Consider the following 22,773-nt stretch of genomic DNA (forward strand, 5'->3'; position numbering starts at 1 on the left):
GAGGGATGGGACTTAACTCACGGAGTTTCACCCATAAATGTAATCAGTTATCACCAGTCTTAACACCTGGGTTAACCGTCCCATAAGCCTTTTAGCTTATTTTGGGTTAAACGAATCGCACAAACCGGAATCTATCAGCTTATATTGAACATTACATTCAATCATTGGCTTCTGACTCCATCTTTCATCCCCATAACATACGCCTTAGATTTGTGGCTACCTGACAGTATTCGACCTCTGTAGGAGTATATGAGGACTTTTAACGTTCCTTGAAAATGGGTTTATTGCCTTTAGAATCACTCTATCTGCCGGGGTACTTTCGGGAGTCTTAACAGGTGTTTCAATAAAAACCCTATCTTTGTAGAGGTTCACAAACCTTCTATCTTTTCCCCTTACTCTTTTGAGCGCAGCGTGTCAAATCATTTCGCTACTTTATCATCACGACAGTTCAAGATAAGTGTTTACTTTCGTTATTCATGGGCAATTGGCTAGGGAACTACTTAAACATTTGATTTATGTCCGATTTCCCGTTTTTCCCAGCTTCAGCGTTTTGATAATCAGTCTTACGCTGTGGGAATTGCCGTATCTCTCTGGGTTTGGACACTTTACCTACTAGGTTCGGTAATCCATACCCATTGACTCCGAGATTGATCTTCCTTTAAAGTCACATTTTCAAAGTTAAGGTAGATTCGATTGGGTTTATTGTTGGGTTTGTTTTCCCTTGTACCAATTGTCTACATCTACCTCCCCGTTTACGTTTCGGGTGTTATCCCGAAACTTTGACAGGAACGTCTCGCACTGTGAATTTGATAGTATCTATACTCCCATTTTATAGGCTCCCATCGCTTAAAGCAGTAGGCATTCTAGCTGCCGTCATGATTCAGCGAACTAACTGAGGGAACATATGTATATTCTAGCGGGTTGCCGCGCTTAAAACATCCCCTGATTATGAGTTGGGTTCTTGAGATAGGTGGTGTCGGGGTCGTCATTGAGTTAAAAACGATCACGCCTCTGTCTGAAGGAATCATGAAATAGCCCAGAGAAATTGATCCTAAAGTGTCACAATAGTAAACTGTTGATTTTTTGAGTTTGGGAGTTTTTCTGAATGGCGCGTTTAGCTTTATTGAGTGTATCTGACAAACGCGGACTGATTGAGTTTGCCAAAAGTCTGGTTGAAGAATTAGGATTTGATTTAATTAGTAGTGGCGGGACAGCAACGGCGTTAAAACAAGCGGGACTTCCCGTTACAAAAGTTTCAGATTATACGGGATTTCCAGAAATTTTAGGGGGACGAGTAAAAACCCTCCATCCCCGTATTCATGGGGGAATTTTAGCACGGCGAGATGTGCCTCAAGATGTGACTGAATTAGAAACCCATGAGATTCGTCCCATTGATTTAGTCGTGGTTAATCTTTATCCCTTTGAACAAACCATCGCTAAACCCGATGTAACTTTAGCAGAAGCCATTGAAAATATTGATATTGGTGGCCCTACTTTATTACGAGCATCGGCTAAAAATTATGCCCATTTAACGGTATTATGTAACCCTGAACAATATGGAAATTATTTAGAAGAATTTCGGACAAAAAATGGAGAAATTTCTTTTGAATTTCGTCAACATTGCGCGTTAAAAGCCTTTCAACATACGGGAGCTTATGATCGAGCGATCGCTGCTTATTTAGAACAGCAAGAACTCAGCGAAGATTCCCCTTTACCCCAAAGTTTTGTTTTAGCCGGAACTCAAATTCAATCCTTACGGTATGGTGAAAATCCTCATCAAGCCGCCGCTTGGTATCAAACTGGAACTCAACCGACGGGTTGGGCATCAGGTCAAATTTTGCAGGGTAAACCGTTAAGTTATAATAATTTAGTGGATTTAGAAGCTGCCAGACGAATTATTTGTGAGTTTCCAGATCAACCAGCCGCCGCAATTTTAAAACATACAAATCCCTGTGGAGTTGCCATTGCAGATATGTTAGTTACAGCCTATGAAAAAGCCTTTAATGCCGATTCAACTTCAGCCTTTGGGGGAATTGTTGCCTTAAATCGGAACATTGATTCACAGACCGCAAAGGCATTAAGCAAAACCTTTTTAGAATGTATTGTTGCTCCGGGTTGTGATGAAGAAGCGGCTCAAATTCTCAAAAAAAAATCTAACCTGCGAGTCTTAATTTTACCCGATGCCACTCAAGGGCCAAAGGAAATTATTAAACCCATTGCAGGAGGATTTTTAGTTCAAAGTGCCGATGATGTGGTAGAACAATCAACGGACTGGAAAGTTGTAACAGAAAAGCAACCGACTCCTGAAGAATTGGCAGAATTAATGTTTGCTTGGAAAGTGGTTAAGCACGTTAAATCCAATGCCATTGTTGTGACTAAAAATCAAACAACCTTGGGGGTTGGAGCCGGACAAATGAACCGTGTTGGCTCCGTTGAAATTGCGCTTAAACAAGCGGGAGAAAACGCTAAGGGAGGTGTTCTCGGAAGTGATGCCTTTTTCCCCTTTGATGATTCCGTTCGCACCGCAGCAGCAGCAGGAATTACGGCGATTGTACAACCGGGTGGTAGTATGCGGGATCAAGATTCAATTAATGCTGCAAATGAATTAGGATTAGTGATGGTTTTCACTGGAATTCGTCATTTCGTTCATTAAGCATTTTCTGTTATGGGCGAGATGACCTCGCCCCTACAATAAATATCATTTTTAGTTTTGTTTAAAAGTGATAGAGATGAGTTATCAATTATATTAAAAATACCACGATGTCTTTGTAGGGGCGAGGCGCGCCTCGCCCCTACGATGAATTGGATTTTAAGTTCCCTTCTCAAGTTGTGCTATAAAAACTGATTTATTAATAACAATAAAATGAAAGTTTCATCCGTTGCGATCGCATTAGGAAGTAATTTAGGAAATTCTAAACAGAATGTTGAAACCGCATTAGAGATCCTCAATCATCATCCTAATATTCACGTAAAATCCTGTTCAAGTTGGTATCAAACCGCCCCTATTGGGCCACCGCAACCGGATTATATTAATGGTTGTGCTATTCTGGATGTTCAACTTAAACCCGATCATCTCTTGAAAACCCTGTTAGCTGTTGAAAACCAACTTGGACGTATCCGTCGGGAACGTTGGGGGCCAAGAACCCTTGACCTGGATTTACTTTTGTTTGATGATTTAATCTGGGAAACCCCAGTGCTAGAAATTCCCCATCCTCGCATGAGAGAACGAGCATTTGTCTTAGTTCCCCTGGCAGAAATAGCACCGAATTGGGTTGATCCAGTCACCGGAAAAACCATCAATCAACTGTTAGAAACCGTTGATTGTTCGGACGTTAAAAAACTATAATTATCCCATTTTATACCTGCTTCAAAATCATGACAAAACCCGGATCTGAACCCCCAACTATTTTAGAAAATCGTCTGTTTTATCGAGGACGAAAATTCAATTTTGATGTGAATCGTTTACGCCTTCCCAATGGAGTAGAAGGAAACTGGGAATGTATTCGTCATCCGGGTGGAGCATTAGTAATTCCTGTCACATCTGAAGGAAAATTAGTCTTAGTTAAACAATATCGATTTGCAGTAGAAGGACGCACGTTAGAATTCCCCGCAGGAACCGTTGAACCGGATGAAGATCCGGCGGAAACTGTTAAACGAGAAATCGAAGAAGAAACCGGATATCGTGCCCATCGCTGGCAAAAATTAGGGCAATTTATATTAGCACCGGGTTATTCCGATGAAATTATTTATGTGTTTTTAGCCCAAGATTTAGAGAAGTTAGAAACGCCTCCAGAACAGGATGATGATGAAGATATTGATACGCTGTTAATGACTCCTGAAGAACTGGAAAAAGCCATTTTAGACGGTGAACCTGTGGATGCTAAAACCATTTCTAGTTTTCTATTAGCTAAACGCCATCTGAAAATTTAATCTTGAGTCTGAATAATAGAGATAGATTTCGGTTAAAATAGAATCAGTTTCTATACCGAAATCTAATTCTATGGCGGAAGATTTAATTTTATTTTGGCATCGGCGAGATCTGAGAATACAGGATAATTTAGGCTTAATAAAGGCTTGTGAATCCAGTTCTAAAGTCATTGGTTTATTCTGTTTAGATCCCAATCTTTTAAACCGAGATGATATTGCTCCAGTTCGTGTCACTTACATGATCGGCTGTTTGCAATTTATCCAAGAAGAATATAAAAAATTAGGTAGTCAATTATTGATTTTACAGGGAGAAGCTCAAGAAATTATTCCAAGATTAGCCAGGGAATTAAAGGCTAAAGCGGTTTATTTTAATTTAGATATTGAACCCTTTGCGAGAAACCGCGATCGCAGCGTTTCAGAAGCTTTAAAGTCTATTGGAATTAGAACCGAAACAACTTGGGATCAGTTACTTCATTCTCCTGATCAAATATTAACTCAATCCCAAGAACCTTATAAAGTTTATACTCCCTTTTGGCGCAATTGGAGTCTCAAACCCAAAGCGAAACCTCAACCTGTATTTTCTAAACCGTTAATGGATTTAACGGAAACTGAACAAGAATTAGCAAAAAATATCGGGGTTATTCCTCTACCTTCTGCAAAAGAATTAGGCTTTATTTGGGATAACTTTTTAATTTTAGAACCTGGAGAAATTGCTGCTCAAGAACGCTTAGAGGAATTTGGCGATCGCGCTCTTTATGAATATGATGAACAGCGAAATTTTCCGGCTATTGATGGCACATCTCAACTGAGTGCAGCGTTAAAATTTGGGGTGATTAGTATTAGAAGTATTTGGCAAAAAACCGTTGAAGCGATGGAAAATTGTCGCAGTGATGAAACTCGAAATCAAATACAATCTTGGCAACAGGAACTGGCTTGGCGGGAATTTTATCAACACGCTTTATCTCATTTTCCAGAATTGGAATTAGGCGCCTATCGAGAACCTTTTAAAAGCTTTCCTTGGCAGAATAATGAACAGTATTTTCAAGCGTGGTGTGAGGGAAAAACGGGATATCCTATTGTTGATGCAGCGATGCGACAACTTCAGGAAAGTGGCTGGATGCACAACCGTTGTCGGATGATTGTTGCTAGTTTTTTAACCAAAGATTTAATTATTAATTGGCAATGGGGAGAAAAATATTTTATGCAAACCTTAATTGATGGGGATTTAGCCTCTAATAATGGCGGATGGCAATGGAGTGCTTCGAGTGGAATGGATCCAAAACCATTAAGGATTTTTAACCCGGCTAGTCAAGCGCAAAAATTCGATCCAGAAGCGGAATATATTCGTCAATGGTTGCCTGAATTAAGGTCTTTAGAAACGGAACAATTAGTGACAGGAAAAATATCATCTCGCGATCGTAAATCCTGCGGTTATCCTGATCCTATTGTTGATCATAATCAACAGCAACGTTTGTTTAAACAACTGTATCAAGAACAAAAGCTTTAAGGTTATCAGAAACCGGGTTTTTGTTCTAACCTTTCGGTAAAAACCCGGTTTCTCATTCTATAGCAATCCTTGTAGGGTTTGTAATATTTTAGGGTAGGGGTTGGGTCTCCCAACCCACCAGACATCAAGAGGGTTGGGAGACCCAACCCCTACAGGTTTTGATCACCCATCATTTAGACTTGCTATAATGCTTTTATAATCTCATCATCTGTTGAAAAATCAACATCTGCTTGGTCAAGTTTTCGGGCTAAATAATCATTTTGAAACGAATCTTTTAAACCAGAAATTAAATCAAATTCAGGTTTCCAGTTTAAATCTTGCATCGCTTTATGAACATCCGCAAAAAAGTGTTGAACTCGCATCGGGAACGCTTTACGTTTGCCAAAATCAAACTGTTTAGGATCATAATGAATCAGTTGCAGAGAATCTAAGGATTTACCCGCAGCCATAGCACAAGCTTTCGCTAAACCATCAAAGGTAACATAACGTTCTCCAGAAACATTATACACCTGACCAATAGCTTTTTCATTCCCTAAAACTGTCGCCATTGCTGTTGCTAAATCTTTCACATGACCTAACTGGGTAATATGAAATCCATTCCCTGGAATTGGGATAGGACGATCTTTAACAATGCGATCAAAAAACCAAGATTCTAACGGATTATAATTTAACGGCCCATAAATATAGGTGGGGCGAATTGATGTCCAAGGTAAATTTTGAGCTTGTAAATAACTCTCGGTTTCGTATTTCCCTAAATGACGACTTTTGGGATCAGTAGCATCCCCTTCAATATGAGGCATTTGATCGGATTTTAAATAAACACCCGCCGAACTCATATACACAAAATGTTTCACCCGATTTTTGAATAAATCTGCTAACGGTTTGGTATCACTGAGTTCTCGTCCGTTATTATCAAAAATAGCATCAAATTCTTCATGGGCTAATTTGTCTTGAATTTGGGCAGCATCGGTGCGATCGCCATGAATTTGTTGAAGTCCTTCAATAGGTGCAGGTTTTTTACCGCGATTAAATAAAACAACATCATGTCCTTGTTCAACTAAAAGTTTCGTTAAATAAACCCCAATAAATCGGGTTCCACCCATGATTAAAATTCGCATTTCTATTTCCTAAAACAGTTCAATCTTTACCCCCAGCAGAATAAAAGTCCTCATCCTGATGGGTTCTTATTTAATATTCATATCGAATAAAGGTACCATCGTCAACTGATTGAAGAAGGTTAAGTTTGCAACCTCCCCGTGAAAATCAAATTACTGATGCCATAAAACTTGGGGAGAAACAGCATGATGGGGTGTATCAACCTGTGCCGGAATGGTAGATTTAGATGAAAAAAAGATTCGATAAACAATACCGGGCAATATTGATAAAGCGATCATCACTGTTGCCAGTATCCCGATATAATGTAGACGTTTCATATTGGTATTTGGCAAAGGGTTTATTGAGTCAGCTTGGCTATAGTATGCCTAAAATCCTATGTTTTTCCCTCATCCTAGTGAATGAATTCTTTAGATAGAGTTGAGGTATTTTGAACGAACATTAAACGTCAAGGTTCAGTTATGCCCCAAACTCTACAGTTAAAAAAAAGCGATTAATAAATATAAATTGCGCCTGTATTTTGGATATTAATCGCATTATCTCCTGCCACACCAGCAGCCGTTTTTACAGTCACATTAACAATATTATCCTGTACATCAATCCGATAGTCAAGGACGGCAGCCCTGCCTATAGAATTAATCACAAGATCAGAATTTTTCGGAACATTATTCATCGTATAACTGCCACCCGGAGAGATTTGAGTGTTAATTTGTCCCGTCGTTAATCCTGTTTCTAAGTTGTATCCGGTTTCATTAGTAATTGTCACCGTGACAGGCTGATTAGGATTAATTCTAGCGACAGGTTGCCAAGCACCTGGGGTATAAGTTTGGGCGGGAGTTCCTTGAATAACGGGAATATCAATTGCATCCTGAGCTTGAACCGAGGATAAAGATAAAACAAGATTCCCGATACTCAAACAACCTGTTAATAAAAAGGGATGGAAAAGATTAAGAAATTTGATCATTGATTTTACCATGTCCTAAAGGGGATGCTGCTATCGTTGTTAGTTGAGAAACTACTGATTCAATCATATCAATTCCTGAAATCAGCAACCGGAAGTTTAAGCAAATATCCATAACAGCCCATTTTGGGGTTAAGATGCGTCCTAACACCTGTCTGTAAGAGAATCTAGCTTCCTTTGATTCCCAGTTTAGCAATTCCCTATCGTTAGAAAGATGTTATTGGTTGGGATTTATGTTATTTTTATCCACAGGAAAAATTAGCAAAATATTGTGATGTTATTTCAGCGTTCTAGTGGAATTTTACTCCATCCTACCTCTTTTCCCAGTCAACATGGCATTGGAGATCTCGGAAAATCAGCTTATGAATTTATTGATTTTTTAAAGCGTAGCGGTTATAAATTGTGGCAAATTTTACCTCTAGGGCCAACGGCAGAAGAACATTCTCCTTATATTATGAATTATAGCACGTTTGCCGGAAATCCTTTAATGATTAATTTAGAAAGATTAGTCCAAGAAGGATTATTAGAAGCTGAAGAAATTGTTTCATTACAGGGAGAAGATCCCTATAAAGTTAATTTTGAAATTGTTGTTCCCCATAAAGCTTTATATCTTCAAAAAGCTTACACTCGCTTTAAAAAACAATTAGAACATCAACCTGATACTGAATTTGAAACATTTTGCCAAAAACATTCAGCTTGGTTAAATGATTATGCCTTATTTATGGCTTTATTAGAAGCCCACGAAAGCAAAGCTTGGAATTATTGGGAACCTGCCTTAGCCCATCGAGAACCTGATGCGTTAAAAGCCAAAACTGAAGAATTAAAAGAACCGATATTATATCAAAAATTTCTGCAATTTTTATTCTTTAAGCAGTGGGAAGATCTGCGCCATTATGCCAATGAACAGGGAATTAAAATTATTGGTGATATTTCTATTTATGTTTGCCACAATAGCGTTGATGTTTGGGCAAATTCTGAGCTATTTCAACTGAATCCTGATACCTTAGAACCCACCTATATTGCGGGAGTTCCCCCGGATTTCTTTAGTGAAACTGGACAACTTTGGGGGAATCCGATCTATAATTGGGAGGCAATGCAACAAACAAAATTTGCTTGGTGGATTGAACGATTTAAAACGACCTTAGAATATGTAGATTATGTTCGGATTGATCATTTTCGCGCCTTTGAAGCCTATTGGCGTGTTCCGGGGGGAGAAAAAAATGCAATCAAAGGAGAATGGATTAAAGCACCCGGTTATGAATTTTTTGATTTACTGAAACAAGCACTGGGAGATTTACCCGTTTTAGCAGAAGATTTAGGAATTATTACCCCAGAAGTTGAACAATTACGAGATCATTATGATTTTCCAGGGATGAAAATCTTACAATTTGGCTTTGGAGGGGATGCAAATAGTGTACATCTTCCCCATAATTATGTTCAAAATTGTTTAGTTTATACGGGAACCCATGATAATGATACAGCCATCGGTTGGTGGGAAACGGCTAATACACAAGAAAAACAATATTTTGCTGAATATTTAGGATATTCTTCCCCCGACGAAATTACAAATATTAACTGGGTGATGATTCGTTTAGCGTTAAGTTCCGTTGCCAGTTTAGCGATTATTCCCCTCCAGGATATCCTGAGTTTAGGACATAGTGCCCGCATGAATGATCCCCGTGATAATGCTGGAAATTGGCGTTGGCGTTATGAAAGTTCGGAATTATTGACTCAGGAATTAAGTGATCAATTGTTGAAATTAAATCGATTATACGGTCGATAAAAATGGGTCTGGGGTGTAGGGAAATGGATACAAATCCCATGTAGGGGCGAGGTTACCTCGCCCCTACGATATTTTTGTTTAAGTCCCATTAGCTTATTTCTTAGCTTAGTCTGGAATGAATTAAATCCAGGGTTTTTGCCAAGTTGTCTATACTAATTTCAAATCCATGATCAACCTGTGTACCCACAACAAAAGCATATTTAATTCCTAAGCAATCTACTCGACCTTTGTAGACATTATTAAATCGATAAGGTGGTTGTAACGTCAATATAACACCATCTTGAGCGACGGTAAATAATCCATTGGCTAATTGACTTCCTTCAACTCCAACAATAATTTTAGTTCCTAGAGATTGACGTATAATTTCCCGCGCGGGTGTTTTTTCTGGGTCAATAATAGTAAAGCCTTGACGTCTCAAAAATTCAGCAACTTCATCCTCATTACAGAGATATCGCTGAATGCCTGACTTTCCCCGTAATAACATCACACCTGGACTCACGGACGACGAACCAAGAAGCTTAATTTTAGACCGAATAGATTCATATCGTTCCCGTTTAAATTGATTTTGGGCATAATCTTGAATTATGATCAATTCGTTAAATTTAGCTTGGGTAACAGCAGTAGAATTGATCTCAAAAAGATGGCTATATTCGATTTGATTAGGGCTCAGTTTTTGAGACGTTCTAACGGCTGTTGCTAATTGCTTGGCGACTAAATTCAAGATGACATCATCGGTCATCCAGTGACCAAAGTAACGATTTCCACAAAATGTACAAGCGAGTGCGGCTTCAGGAATATACTCTGTTTCACCGTGATTAAACCACGATTCTTTTGTTGTAGTTAAAGGAACTTTCATCGCTCCTTTATAAATATATCCATTGTGAATTTGTACATCTCTCAACCGATAAGCTATTGTTGCTGCGTGTTCAGTTATTCCCCCTTGTATTCGTTGCAATTCCTTTGCATAAGTTGTTTCTGCGGGAACACCTGTTACTTGATCAAGTTCTCCGGGTAAGTAGATGGCAGGGGGAGAAATTGAACTGTGACCTGCATGAAGAGTCCATTGTTTTTCACATAACTCTTGATAGGTTTTTCGTCCGGTTAAAAGACGCAATCCTCGCTGCTTAAAAAGAGCTAAATTGATCATAAAAGTGTAATTAGATACTGTTGTTTAATGTTTTTAAACTGAATACAATCTCAGGATTTAATCATGAATTAGAGTGCTATTGTACTCTGGCATAATTTCCTGTAGAAACAACGTCTTCTTTATAATTGGCTATTTCTTGAATGTGAGCAATCCTTTGTTTAAAGGTTTTGTCAAATGTATGTTGTTTTGCAAATTCAATCGATTTATAAGATTCAGCAACAATCAGTTCCCGATTCTCGTTTAATTGGGCAATTTTTTGAGCTAATAAATCCGGTCGGTTCATCTTCACAAACCAACCCGCTTGGGAATAATTGACAACACCAACAAAGGCTTCATTATCATATCCCACAATCGGAACACCACAACTCATAGTTTCTAAATAGGTACAAGACGGATCACCTTGGCGATGGCAACAGATAAATAAATCTATATTTTTCTGCACAAAGGGAACCAGTTCGTTTTTAAATTCCAGAATTCCGGGCATTTTAATAAACTCAGAAAGTCCTTTTTGCTGAATTTGTTGTTGCATGGTTTCTTTGAGTTCTCCATCCCCACAAATAAACATCTCGAATTTAACCCCAAGGGCTTTAAGATGTTCAGCAACTGAAATTAAGTGATCCGCACCTTTCATTTTAATTAAACGCCCAGAAAATAGTAAACGCAGAGGTTTTCTTTCCAAACATTGAGAGGTTCTTGCCTTTAAATCCGCAGAACTGATGGTCATCTCCTCGGTGATTCGAGTGTCAAAATAAAGGAAAGGATGGGGGTTAATATTTTGATAAGCTTCGTAAGTGGGAATGCCATTACACTGTACGCCATTGGCTATGGATATCGCTTGCCGTTGTTTGAATTCTTGCGAAATTTGCCACCCATATCTTCTTAACCTGAGAAGCGGATTTTGAGTGGTCGAATTAGTAATCTGTAGTCGAGTCTTTAAGCTATACTCAGTAATATAAAGGCAGGGAATATTATGAGATTTACAAACTTTGCTAATCTGATTGTGTCTATAACTTGCACTAATTACAAAAACAGAATTTTCGTGCAATTCTTGACGTTCCCCAAGGAAGTCTAAGTTAACCACTTCTATTTTAAAAGGCAATAGATTAATATTAACTACTATATTATCAAGGTTATTGGTTAAGATATTCTCTTCCTCTAGGAGGACTTTGATGGAACCTGGCCAATACTTTTGATACTCAAGAACACCATCAATAAACTTTTGAGTGATGATCAGTTGATTGTCTGATACTTTTTTAGCTTTTAATGCAGGCAGTAAAATCAATTGGCAGGGATTCATAGTTCTGTTTCCTTATCCAAAAAGTCGAGTTTGGTTGTGGGGTACTGAAGTAACTCTCTGTGTTAATCAATTATATGAAATACTGAAATTTTAGCTCAATATAATTGATGAGTAAAGGAGCAGAGGAAAAGCAGGTGCTAATCACTATTCCTTCTGGCCTATTCCTTATTTCTTATTCCCTTTTATAGAATACTTTTTTCTATTTCAGATTATAACTTATGAATATAAAATTGGATTGAATATCCAACTTTTTTACAATTCATAAGTAGCAATAAGCCGGACAGTTTTTATAAAAACGGCTGAAATGTTGATTTTGTTCAGTTTATATTTTTGATCAAAAATTTTATTTAAAAAAAGTTAAACATTGATTGATAATAACAAGGGAATAGGGTTTCAGAGAGGTTTTCAATAATTCCAACATCGGGACGGATTTCTATATTGACTCTAACTGTCAAGGGAAAATTACTGTATAGTTGAGCACGGATATTAATTTCAATCCTGAGCAACACTTTGGGTATTATCAAGCTCGTTTTCCCTGCTTTGGGTGCAGTGTTGTAGGTTTTATGCACAAATTAATGATTTTGTCAAGATACCCCTCAACTACTTCAGTTATTTCTCCCTAAAATTGGGTATCGCCAACCGGAAATTTAGTCACAAAACCCAGATATTTAACGACAGAATCAGGGTTGTAGACTTTATTTTGGCAAATAGACACAATAAGCCCTTGAGAGGTATTTCCTAAAGTATACCAGAACCCCTATAATCTCGTCAACTATTTGAGATTAATTCTCAATCTAATATCAAGATTCCATGATAAAATTTTAAAGATTAAAATTATCTGCAAGGATAAATTAGAAATACTTAACTTGGTAGTAGCGATTAGACCATTAGGTACAATACAGTCACCTAATCTATGTGAAATATGTCAATTAATCTCAATCAAGACGATACAGCAATGCGGGAGGTTTTAACCCAAGGGAGAGTAATTGCTCTGGTGGGATATTCCAATAAACCGGAACGAGCCAGTTATCAAGTGGGGCAATTTTTGCGAAACGTAGGTTATCGGGTTTACCCCGTTAATCCGGCCTTCACGGAAATTGACAATCAACCCTGTTATCCGAATTTAACAGCAATTCCTGAACCGATTGATATTGTAAATGTATTTCGCCGTTCTGAATTTTTAACAGAAATTGTCGAAGAAGCGATCGCGGTTCAAGCAAAAACCGTTTGGGCGCAAACTGGGATTTTTGAGGCTCAAGCCGCCGAAATTGCTTTAAAGGCGGGGTTGAATATAGCGATGAATTGTTGTATTAAAATAGAATATTACCGCCTAAACATTCCTATTCATCCGTGACACTTATGGATTCGGCTATCGAGGTCAAAGATTCCTCTTTAATTCCGCCTTTAAACCCTGTGGTAAAAACCCAGAACTTAGGGAAATTTTATCGTACAGGTTTTTGGATGAATCAAAAGATTGAATCCTTAAAAAACTGTACTTTAACAATTCAGGCTGGGGAAACCTTTGGCTTATTAGGACAAAATGGTGCGGGGAAAACCACCTTATTAAAAACCTTATTAGGAATTGTACGTCCGACATCAGGTTCAGGATTATTATTAGGGAAACCCATTGGCGATCGCTTAGTTAAACAACGAGTGGGATATTTACCCGAAAATCCCTATTTTTATGATCATCTCACAGGATGGGAATTCTTAGAATTTGCCGCCGGACTCTTTCAAATTCCCAAATCAATCCAACGTCAACGCATTCCCCAATTACTAGATTTAGTCGGATTAGCAAAATCCGCCGCCATTAAAAAGCAAATGCGTCAATATTCTAAGGGAATGTTACAACGGGTAGGTATGGCGCAAGCGTTAATTAATGATCCTGAAGTGGTATTTTTAGATGAACCGATGTCAGGACTCGACCCAATGGGACGGTATCAAATTCGGGAAATTATTTTATCGTTAAAAGTACAGAATAAAACTGTTTTTTTTAATAGTCATGTTTTATCGGATGTGGAAAAAATTTGCGATCGCATTGCTATTTTAGCAGAAGGGGAATTAATTAGCCTGGGGTCTCTGGATGATTTATTAGGAACAACTCAAACCTACGCTGTTAAAGGAAAAGGGGGGGATGTGAATAGTTTAAAAAATTGGATATCGGATTTAGAAGTCGATCAAGACTATTGGGAAGGACATCTCAAAGCTGATCCCGAAGTGTTTTTGGGAGTATTAAAAGAAATGGATGCTCAACTGTTTAGTTTGAATTTAGCGCGATTAACCTTAGAAGAATTTTTTATGCAGAAGTTAAAAGAAAGGGGGATTCATGCCAGTGGTTAATAATAATAGCAATAACAATCATTACTGAAAATCCCATCTCTCGTAGGGGCGAGGCGCGCCTCGCCCCTACAAAGACATCGTAAGAATTACCCCGAACAGCGATGACTCACCCTACCTCTCGATCTCCACTTCAAATATCCCGGTTTACCTTGGGAATGATCACAATATTTATCGGGTCTATCCTCCTCAGATTTTGGGGTTTAAGCCAATTTAATACCTTAGTCTTTGATGAAGTGTATTATGCTAAATTTGGCAATAATTATTTAACCCAAACTCCCTTTTTTAATTCCCATCCTCCCGTGAGTCAATATTTAATTGCGATGGGAATTTGGCTGGGATCTAAACTACCCTTTGGACAAGAAACCGTTAATCAGTTAACAGGTTCTACCCTCTCAACCTGGAGTTATCGTTGGTTTAATGCGTTATTTGGTGCGTTTATTCCCTTAATGGTCGGAGCGATCGCTTATCAACTTACTCACCGTCGTAGTTATACCTTAATTGCTACTTTTTTAATGGCAATTGATGGATTATTTATTGTTGAATCTCGCTATGCTTTGAGTAATATTTATATTGTATTTTTTGGATTATTAGGACAAATTTTCTTTTTAAGAGCATTACAAAAAACTAGGTTAAACCGTTGGTTTTGGATGAGTTTAGCTGGAATAGGATTAGGACTTTCTATCGCAACTAAATGGAATGGGTTAGGATTTTTAGTTGGAATTTATGGAATAGTTATCGCAGGTTTTATTGTTCAAAAAATTACCGAAAAATCGAACAATAAACCGACCGAAAGTTCTTTTAAATCTCCCCTGGAAAACCTAACTCAACTCACCCCGATTTTAATGGGAGTGACTTTAATTCTGATTCCTATTCTAGTTTATATTATGGCTTGGCTTCCCCATTTACAACAAAATCCGACTCCAGGTTTTTGGGGACTTCAAACTAAAATCTGGGCTTATCATCAAAACTTAGGAGATGGGGAAAAAGTGCATCCCTACTGTTCTAAATGGTACAGTTGGATTTTAATGTTACGACCCGTTGCTTATTTTTTCACCAAAATTGAAGCCACAACGCCCCCTAATCCAATTTTACCCTTAAATCATCCTGATCAACTCCCCCTGATTTATGCCGTTCATGCCATGGGAAATCCATTTTTATGGTGGTTATCAACCTTAGCGAGTCTCTTATTAATAGGAATGTTAATTCAACGAATTTGGAGGGAGGTATCCGTTCATTTTCCCCAGTTAAAATTCCAATCTTCTCTCCAATTTCCCCCAACACCTGAACTGTGGTTAACAACATTTATGACCCTAAATTGGTTAGCTAATATATTACCTTGGGTGAAAGTAACACGTTGTTTATTTATTTACCATTACATGACAGGGTTTGTTTTTAGTTGTATGGCTTTAGCTTGGTGGTTAGAACGCTGGTTATATAGCCATAAACCTCAATTTCGGTGGCTTGGAGGTACGGTTATTTGCCTAGTTTTATTCGGTTTTTTGTATTGGATGCCTTTATATTTAGGGTTGCCTATGTCTCCTGGACAGTGGAAAATGCGGATGTGGTTTCAGTCCTGGATTTAATTTTTAGAGTTTAGCACCGAGCAGAAATACTTGTGAGATGAATCACAGGGATTAGTAATGATTATCACCAACAAAATTGATAAACATTACGGAAATATCAAGCCGGATCAAGAATAATTGGAATAGGTTCTATACAATTTACTGCTATGAATACTAATCATTCTGATCCTAAAACCAATCCGATCACAGACTCTCAAGATCAACAATTAGATGCGATCGCTAAACTGGCGATCTTAAGTTTAACATGGTCATTAGCCGATCTCTCAAAAAAAAATAGATCCGACTCCCATTCAGAAACAACCACTCCCAAAATCTACATTAACTTGTCTGGATTAAAAGACGAGATTTCTTACCCGGAATCTCCTCCGTAAGGGAAGGTTGGTCTGAAAAATTTAAAATTCTGTAAACACCTTGATCACTGTTGTGAAATCAGGGTGTTATCATGCTTGATTACAGAATCCGTCGTAATTAAATGAACTTTGCAAGATAGCATAGAGCTAAAGGGCTGTTTACTCCTAGCAGTTAACCGTCCCTTTTCTTGCATTTGTCCCAGTTCGCTGCTATCCGAAGAAGACGCCATGTCAACCTTAGTCATCGTTGAATCTCCCACTAAAGCGCGTACCATTCGCAACTTCCTCCCCTCCAGCTATCGGGTGGAAGCCTCAATGGGTCATGTTCGTGACCTCCCTCCCTCGGCGGAAGAAATTCCCGAAGAGTATAAGACGGAGAAGTGGGCGCAACTGGGGGTCAATGTAGAATCAAACTTTGAACCCATTTACGTTATCCCCAAAGATAAGCAAAAAATTGTTAAAGAACTCAAAGCCGCCCTCAAGCAAGCGGATGAACTTGTCCTCGCCACTGACGAAGACCGAGAGGGAGAAAGTATTAGTTGGCATTTACTTCAAATTCTGCAACCCAAAGTTCCGATTAAACGCATGGTGTTTCACGAAATTACCCAAGAAGCCATTCGTGAAGCCCTGAAAAATTGTCGCACCGTTGATGAACAATTAGTCCACGCCCAAGAAACCCGCCGCATTCTTGACCGCCTTTATGGATATACCCTTTCCCCCCTGCTGTGGAAAAAAATTGCGCGGGGATTATCCGCCGGACGAGTACAATCGGTAGCGGTGCGGTTACTCGTCAGTCGAGAACGAGAACGTCGTGCGTTTCGGTCTGGAGGATATTGGGATTTAAAAGCGCTTCTGGAACACACCCAAAGTCAATTTGAGTCTAAACTCATCAGCCTTGGGGGGGTAAAAGTTGCCACCGGAAGCGATTTTGATGAAACCACCGGAAAAATTGCTCAAGGTCGAAATGTGGTTTTACTGGATGAAGCCCAAGCAGAAGCCTTAAAACAACGAATCTTTGGTAAACCTTGGACAGTCACCAATCTGGAAGAAAAAGCCGTTACCCGCAAACCCTTACCTCCGTTTACAACCTCCACATTGCAGCAAGAGTCCAACCGGAAACTGCGGTTAAGTGCCCGTCAAACCATGCAAATTGCCCAAAGTTTGTATGAGCGGGGTTATATTACTTATATGAGAACTGATTCTGTTCATTTATCAGAGCAAGCAATCACCGCAGCGCGAGAATGTGTGGAGCAGAAATATGGGAAAAACTACCTCAGTCCTAAACCCCGTCAATATACAACTAAATCTAAAGGCGCACAGGAAGCCCACGAAGCCATCCGTCCGGCGGGAAATCATTTCCGCACGCCCCAAGAAACCGATCTCAGTGGGGCAGAACTCAGCCTGTATGATTTAATCTGGAAGCGTACCGTTGCGTCTCAAATGGCAGATTCTCGCCAAACCAATATTACCGTTGAGTTAAAAGTTGAGGATGCCGGGTTCCGCAGTACCGGAAAACGCATTGATTTTCCGGGGTTTCTCCGGGCTTACGTTGAGGGTTCCGATGACCCAGAAGCCGCCCTAGAAGATAAAGAGGTATTATTACCCCCTCTGAAAGTGGGCGACCATCCTAACTGCAAACAATTAGAGGTTGTGGGACACGAAACCCAACCCCCCGCCCGGTTTACGGAAGCTTCCTTAGTCAAAACCTTAGAAAGTGAAGGCATTGGTCGCCCCAGTACCTACGCCAGCGTTATTGGTACTATTATTGACCGGGGCTATGTACAGTTAAAAAATAATGCCTTGATTCCAACATTTACGGCTTTTGCTGTTACTAATTTATTAGAGAAATATTTCCCCGATTTGGTGGATATTCGGTTTACCGCGCGCATGGAAGATACTCTGGATGATATCGCCACCGGAGAAGCGCCTTGGCTACCTTATTTACAAAAATTCTATTTAGGAGAAACCGGACTCGAATATCAAGTTAAAGATCAAGAAAGTAAAATTGATACGAAAATCGCCCGCACCATTGAATTAGAACAGTTAGGGGATGAAAATGATCCGATTCAATATCGCGTTTGTATCGGGAAGTTTGGCCCCTATATTGAAGCGGGGAAAGGTGAAGAAATGATCACCGCCTCCATTCCCCAAGATTTAACGCCAGCCGACTTAACCCCCGATGTGATTCGAGAATTAGTCGGACAAAAAGCCGAAGGCCCAGAACAATTAGGCACTGACCCGCAAACGGGAACAGTCATTTATGTGTTAATTGGCCCCTACGGCCCCTATATTCAGTTGGGGTTAGAGTCGGAAGAGAATAAAAAACCAAAACGGGTTTCCCTCCCCAAAGGGGTTGATAAAGAAAGTGTCACTATGGACATGGCTCTGGGGTTATTAGCCTTACCCAGACTGTTAGGAACCCATCCCGAAACGGGAGCTAAAATTAAAGCCGCCTTGGGGCCGTTTGGGCCCTATGTGGTTCATGACCAGGGGAAAGAAGGTAAAGATTATCGCTCAATTAAAGCCCCAGATGATGTGTTAACCATTAGTTTAGAACGAGCTTTAGAATTATTAGCTCAACCCAAAACCAGTGGACGGGGAGGACGGGGGAAAAAAGAAATTCCACCCTTACGGGAGTTAGGAACTCACCCGGAAGATGGCGAACCCGTGAATATTTATGATGGTCGTTATGGGCCCTATGTAAAACACGGAAAAGTCAATGCGTCTTTACCTAAAGATTCGGCTGTAGAAGCGTTTACATTAGCCCAAGGGTTGGAATTGTTAGCGGCAAAAGCGGGTTCAAGTTCGAGTTCAAAGAGTAAGTCTAAAACTTCAAAAACTGCCTCGAAATCAACCGCTAAAACGACTAAAACTACGACTAAAAAATCCTCAACGACCCGTAAAAAAACAACCTCGTAGTTGGGTTTTAGCAGAAAATATTGAGTTGCACGTTAATTAATAGCGTGCGACTCTTGTTTATATTATATGAAATCCCTAAATGTTGGTTACAAATTCCCCCAGTAGAGACTAAGCATGGTTAGTCTCTACTGGGGCGATCATCTGTAGCATCTATAATGGGATTTCATATTATATAACCCATGTCTACAGCCCAACTAATCAGATTATCAGAATTTGCTAGAGTTAAGCTAGTGCTTTGTATTGGAGCAGAAAAATTATGATTCAAGTAATGATTAGCCCACAGTCTTTACTGGAAACAGGCATTAAAGTTGAGAAAGTTGATCACCTTCGACTCTTCAAATTTACCGTGGAACAGGCATCTTGCCTGTGATGTGATCTGATGTAACGGGCAAGATGCCCGTTCCACATTTACATCTCATTTAAAAATGCTATACCCATTAATTGTTTTAATATTATTGTATTTGCGATCGCATTTTAGATATAATAAATTCATCCTATTTTTAACTCATTAATCCCTAATAGACTTATGAACCTTGATGACCTGCTGAAAAGTTATCGTCAAGAGATTTTAAGAATTGCGGCTCAATATGGAGCCTATAATATCCGAATTTTTGGATCTGTAGCTAGAAATGAAGCAGATTCTAATAGTGATGTCGATTTTTTAGTTGATCTTGAACCTGGAAGAAGCCTTTTAGATTTAGGTGGACTTCTGATGGACTTACAAGATTTATTAGGGTGTCCAGTTGATGTTGTTACAGAAAAAGGATTACGAAAACGCATTCGTGAACAAGTTTTAGAAGAGGCAATTTATTTATGAGGAATGATTCTGAAAAATTAAAGGATATTTTAGAAGCTATTACTCGTATTGAAAAGTATTCGGTTCATCGAAAAGATTTTACGATCCATAGAAAATTAACATGATTTTTTGTATTAATATTAATTTTAGTAAGATGGTGCGTGCGCTGTGCTTACGCACCCGAAGGGAAATTAATTTGATTGTTTCCACAATTTTAGGGTGCGGTCATAACTTCCTGTTGCTAACCATTGACCATCAGGGCTAAATACTACTGTAAAAATATCGCTATTATGGGCTTGGATTGTTTCTAATAATATTCCTTTCTGTACATCCCAAATATCTAATATTCCCTTGGTATTCCCACTCATTAAAAACTGCTCATCAGGGCTAAAGCTAATATTAAAAATCTCCTGATCATCGGCTCTTAATGTTCTTAATAAATGCCATTGTTGTTGTTGATTTTGCCAAATTTTAATCATGCCATTACGACTCGCTGAAGCTAAAAACTGACCCGTTAAACTAAACGTTACACTTCGTACCCAGTCTCCATGACCTGTTAAGGTTTGGATTTCTTTTGCTAAGTTTAAATCCCAAATTTTTACCGTTTGATCTCGACTCCCACTCGCTAAGAATTGACTATCAGAATTAAACGCCACACTATACACTCGATCTTGATGACCTGTTAAGGTAAAGGCGCGTTTTCCCTTATTCATATTCCAAATTTCAATCCTTTTATCTCGACTTCCACTTGCTAATAATTGACCATTGGGACTAAACGCCACCGCTTCTACCCCATCTTGATGACCCGTGAGGGTATACCACCTTTTACCCTTGGTCATATCCCAAATTTCAATGGTTTGATCTCGACTTCCACTCGCCAAAGTCTTGCTATCAGGACTAAAGGCAATGGTCGTGATCCAGTTACTATGACCGACTAAGGTATACCACCGTTTACCCGACTCCAAACGCCAAATTTCAATGGTCTGATCCTGACTCCCACTCGCTAACGTCTCCCCATCGGGACTGAAAGCGACTCCAGTGATGGCGTTACGATGACCTGTGAGGGTATGAATACAACGCCAGGAAGGCGATCGCAACGGTTGAACACGCTGTTGTTGTGGCGGGGTGGGTTGTTGGATGGTGCGGGGGGGTAAGGTCTGGAGAGGTGATGAGATAGGCGTTCTAACGGTTTGCGGGGGTGGGGGTAAAGGGGGAGATTGTAAATGACGGGCGATCGCAACAGGTATGCCACCCGGATGTAAATCTTTTAAGACTTTTAATGCAGAATCATAACGTTGACTCGGTAATACAGCCAACATTTTATCTAAAATTTTTCCTAATTCTGAACTAACAGAATGATGTTTTAAATAATCTCGCCAAATCCAACGATCTTCATGAATATCATATAAATCAAAAGGAGAAATATGGGTCATTAAATAAATACAAGTCACCCCTAAACTATAAATATCACTCGCATAAATTGCCTGTCCTCTCGTTTGTTCTGGGGCAACATATTCAGGGCTACCAATTACAGTTCCCATCATCGCCACTTCAGTATCAGTAACCACTTTTGCGGCGCCAAAATCCACTAAAACTAACTGACCTTGACCTTGAGAATCTGCCCTCAGAATAATATTAGCAGGTTTAATATCTCGGTGAATGACTCGGTGATGATGAATAAATTGTAAAACAGGTAATAAATCATTTAAAACTTGACGAATTTGAGTTTCTTTAAAAACGCCTTGACGCAATAGTTCTTCTTCTAAATTGGGGCCATTAATAAATTCTTGAACTAAATATTGATGACTATCTTGTTCAAAATGGGCTAATAATTCAGGAATTTGGGAATGTTTTCCTAACTCATCTAATCGTTCTGCTTCTCGATGAAATAATTCTATGGCTTTTTGAGAATTTCCCTGCATTTGCGGGTGAAATTGTTTAATCACACAGGGAGGACGGGAGGGTTTATCTTCATCTACGGCTAAAAATGTTTTACCAAACCCCCCATGACCAATGACTTTAACAGCCCTATACCGTTCTCGTAATAACAATTTTGCCCCACAGGTTAAACAAAATTTAGCCTCTGGGGTGTTTTGGGGTTGAGGACATTGGGGATTTAGGCAATAACTCATAGATAATCAAGTCAAACCAGCTTAAGTCTATTTTAGTCTAAACAGAAACCGGGTTTCTTGAAGAAACCCGGTTTCTAAGAGTTTCTAGGAAGCGATCGCCTATATTTATATCTCTAGTTTAATTGTTATACTATTATCTGTGTATAATTTTTAATTAAAACTATTAACCCTATGACACAAACTCTATTAGAATCAGAATCGGAAGCTCAATTAATGACCTTAGAGGAATTTCTGGACTGGGTTCCTGATGGTTTCCCGCGTTATGAATTACATAGAGGAGTTGTTAAAGAAATGCAGCCTACAGGAACTCATGAACAAATTGCTAGTTTTCTTACCCTTAAACTAGGAATTCAAATAGAATCTCTGGGGGTTCCATACTTTATCGCTAGACAGTGTATTATTAAGCCAATTGATTCTGATAAATCTGGTTTTAACCCTGATCTGATGATTATTAATAAAAATTATTTAGATCAAGAACCTATGTGGAAAAAACGTTCAACAATTACTCAAGGGAAAACATTACCGTTAGTTGTTGAAGTTGTGAGTACAAATTGGCAAGATGATTATTTATTAAAATTATCAGAATATGAAAAATTAGGGATTCAAGAATATTGGATTATTGATTATTTAGGGTTAGGCGGTCGGCGCTATATTGGTAATCCTAAACAACCGACTATTTCAGTTTATCAAATGATTGATGGGGAATATATGGTTAATTTATTTCGAGAAAATGACCGGATACAATCTGTTATATTCCCTGAATTAAATTTAACCCCAACACAAATTTTTCAAGGGGGTGAATTATAATTTTAAAAATCCCCCAATTCGTAATTCGTAATTCGTAATTCATAATTCGTAATTCGTAATTCGTAATTCGTAATTCGTAATTCGTAATTCGTAATTCGTAATTCGTAATTC

Annotated in this window: 19 protein-coding genes; 12 read left to right on the top strand and 7 right to left on the bottom strand. The window is 38.9% G+C overall.

Going from position 1 to position 22,773, the window contains the following annotated elements; all coding sequences use genetic code 11:
* Positions 1-1,105 precede the first annotated feature (1,105 nt).
* The 4 genes from purH (at position 1,106) to IQ236_RS21905 (ending at position 5,434) form a co-directional block, all read left to right on the top strand.
* Entirely contained in the window at positions 1,106-2,653 is a 1,548-nt protein-coding gene (gene purH / locus IQ236_RS21890; RefSeq protein ID WP_193871243.1) for a bifunctional phosphoribosylaminoimidazolecarboxamide formyltransferase/IMP cyclohydrolase, read from the top strand.
* Positions 2,654-2,863: 210 nt separating this feature from the next.
* Positions 2,864-3,346, top strand: coding sequence for a 2-amino-4-hydroxy-6-hydroxymethyldihydropteridine diphosphokinase (folK, locus tag IQ236_RS21895; protein WP_193871244.1), 483 nt, complete (start codon positions 2,864-2,866; stop codon positions 3,344-3,346).
* Between the two features lie 29 nt (positions 3,347-3,375).
* Positions 3,376-3,930, top strand: a complete 555-nt coding sequence (locus IQ236_RS21900) for an NUDIX hydrolase (RefSeq protein ID WP_193871245.1) — start codon at positions 3,376-3,378, stop codon at positions 3,928-3,930.
* Positions 3,931-4,000: 70 nt separating this feature from the next.
* A complete protein-coding gene (locus IQ236_RS21905) occupies positions 4,001-5,434 on the top strand; it encodes an FAD-binding domain-containing protein (protein ID WP_193871246.1) in 1,434 nt (477 codons plus the stop codon).
* Positions 5,435-5,616: 182 nt separating this feature from the next.
* Here IQ236_RS21905 and IQ236_RS21910 read toward each other — a convergent pair whose 3' ends face one another.
* The 4 genes from IQ236_RS21910 to IQ236_RS28100 all read right to left on the bottom strand — a co-directional run bounded on the left by IQ236_RS21910 (position 5,617) and on the right by IQ236_RS28100 (position 7,623).
* On the bottom strand, positions 5,617-6,552 hold the full coding sequence (locus IQ236_RS21910; RefSeq protein WP_193871247.1) for an NAD-dependent epimerase/dehydratase family protein: 936 nt from the start codon (positions 6,550-6,552) through the stop codon (positions 5,617-5,619).
* 150 nt (positions 6,553-6,702) lie between these two features.
* The gene (locus IQ236_RS21915; RefSeq protein WP_190515116.1) at positions 6,703-6,867 is read right to left on the bottom strand and encodes a hypothetical protein; all 165 of its coding nucleotides are present in this window, start codon (positions 6,865-6,867) and stop codon (positions 6,703-6,705) included.
* 173 nt (positions 6,868-7,040) lie between these two features.
* Positions 7,041-7,511: a hypothetical protein gene (locus IQ236_RS21920; RefSeq protein ID WP_193871248.1), complete on the bottom strand. Its 471-nt coding sequence runs from the start codon at positions 7,509-7,511 to the stop codon at positions 7,041-7,043.
* Entirely contained in the window at positions 7,495-7,623 is a 129-nt protein-coding gene (locus IQ236_RS28100; protein WP_255528316.1) for a hypothetical protein, read from the bottom strand. Before IQ236_RS28100 ends, IQ236_RS21920 begins: the two co-directional genes overlap by 17 nt.
* 159 nt (positions 7,624-7,782) lie before the next feature.
* Between IQ236_RS28100 and malQ the strand changes: the two genes are divergently transcribed.
* Positions 7,783-9,291, top strand: coding sequence for a 4-alpha-glucanotransferase (malQ, locus tag IQ236_RS21925; protein ID WP_193871264.1), 1,509 nt, complete (start codon positions 7,783-7,785; stop codon positions 9,289-9,291).
* A gap of 100 nt (positions 9,292-9,391) precedes the next feature.
* Here malQ and IQ236_RS21930 read toward each other — a convergent pair whose 3' ends face one another.
* The gene (locus IQ236_RS21930) at positions 9,392-10,438 is read right to left on the bottom strand and encodes a glycosyltransferase 61 family protein (protein ID WP_193871249.1); all 1,047 of its coding nucleotides are present in this window, start codon (positions 10,436-10,438) and stop codon (positions 9,392-9,394) included.
* A 76-nt stretch (positions 10,439-10,514) separates the two neighbouring features.
* Positions 10,515-11,735 carry a glycosyltransferase gene (locus IQ236_RS21935; RefSeq protein ID WP_193871250.1) on the bottom strand — a complete coding sequence of 407 codons (1,221 nt, stop codon included), beginning with the start codon at positions 11,733-11,735 and terminating at the stop codon, positions 10,515-10,517.
* A 922-nt stretch (positions 11,736-12,657) separates the two neighbouring features.
* Here IQ236_RS21935 and IQ236_RS21940 point away from each other — a divergent pair.
* From IQ236_RS21940 to IQ236_RS21965, 6 genes are all read left to right on the top strand, one after another.
* Positions 12,658-13,089: a CoA-binding protein gene (locus tag IQ236_RS21940; protein ID WP_228041793.1), complete on the top strand. Its 432-nt coding sequence runs from the start codon at positions 12,658-12,660 to the stop codon at positions 13,087-13,089.
* A 5-nt stretch (positions 13,090-13,094) separates the two neighbouring features.
* Positions 13,095-14,075, top strand: coding sequence for an ABC transporter ATP-binding protein (locus tag IQ236_RS21945; protein WP_193871251.1), 981 nt, complete (start codon positions 13,095-13,097; stop codon positions 14,073-14,075).
* Between the two features lie 101 nt (positions 14,076-14,176).
* On the top strand, positions 14,177-15,658 hold the full coding sequence (locus IQ236_RS21950; protein WP_228041794.1) for a dolichyl-phosphate-mannose--protein mannosyltransferase: 1,482 nt from the start codon (positions 14,177-14,179) through the stop codon (positions 15,656-15,658).
* Between the two features lie 146 nt (positions 15,659-15,804).
* Positions 15,805-16,029 (top strand): hypothetical protein, encoded by a 225-nt coding sequence (locus tag IQ236_RS21955; RefSeq protein ID WP_193871252.1) that lies wholly within the window; start codon positions 15,805-15,807, stop codon positions 16,027-16,029.
* A gap of 207 nt (positions 16,030-16,236) precedes the next feature.
* Entirely contained in the window at positions 16,237-18,927 is a 2,691-nt protein-coding gene (gene topA / locus IQ236_RS21960) for a type I DNA topoisomerase (RefSeq protein ID WP_193871253.1), read from the top strand.
* A 526-nt stretch (positions 18,928-19,453) separates the two neighbouring features.
* Positions 19,454-19,744 carry a nucleotidyltransferase family protein gene (locus tag IQ236_RS21965; RefSeq protein WP_193871254.1) on the top strand — a complete coding sequence of 97 codons (291 nt, stop codon included), beginning with the start codon at positions 19,454-19,456 and terminating at the stop codon, positions 19,742-19,744.
* Positions 19,745-19,914: 170 nt separating this feature from the next.
* On the opposite strand, the gene IQ236_RS21970 is transcribed toward IQ236_RS21965, so the two are convergent.
* On the bottom strand, positions 19,915-21,855 hold the full coding sequence (locus IQ236_RS21970) for a serine/threonine-protein kinase (RefSeq protein WP_193871255.1): 1,941 nt from the start codon (positions 21,853-21,855) through the stop codon (positions 19,915-19,917).
* Positions 21,856-22,026: 171 nt separating this feature from the next.
* On the opposite strand from IQ236_RS21970, the gene IQ236_RS21975 reads away from it, so the two are divergent.
* Entirely contained in the window at positions 22,027-22,662 is a 636-nt protein-coding gene (locus IQ236_RS21975; RefSeq protein WP_193871256.1) for a Uma2 family endonuclease, read from the top strand.
* Positions 22,663-22,773 lie beyond the last annotated feature (111 nt).

It is taken from the genome of Planktothrix mougeotii LEGE 06226 (genome assembly GCF_015207485.1).
Lineage (GTDB): Bacteria > Cyanobacteriota > Cyanobacteriia > Cyanobacteriales > Microcoleaceae > Planktothrix.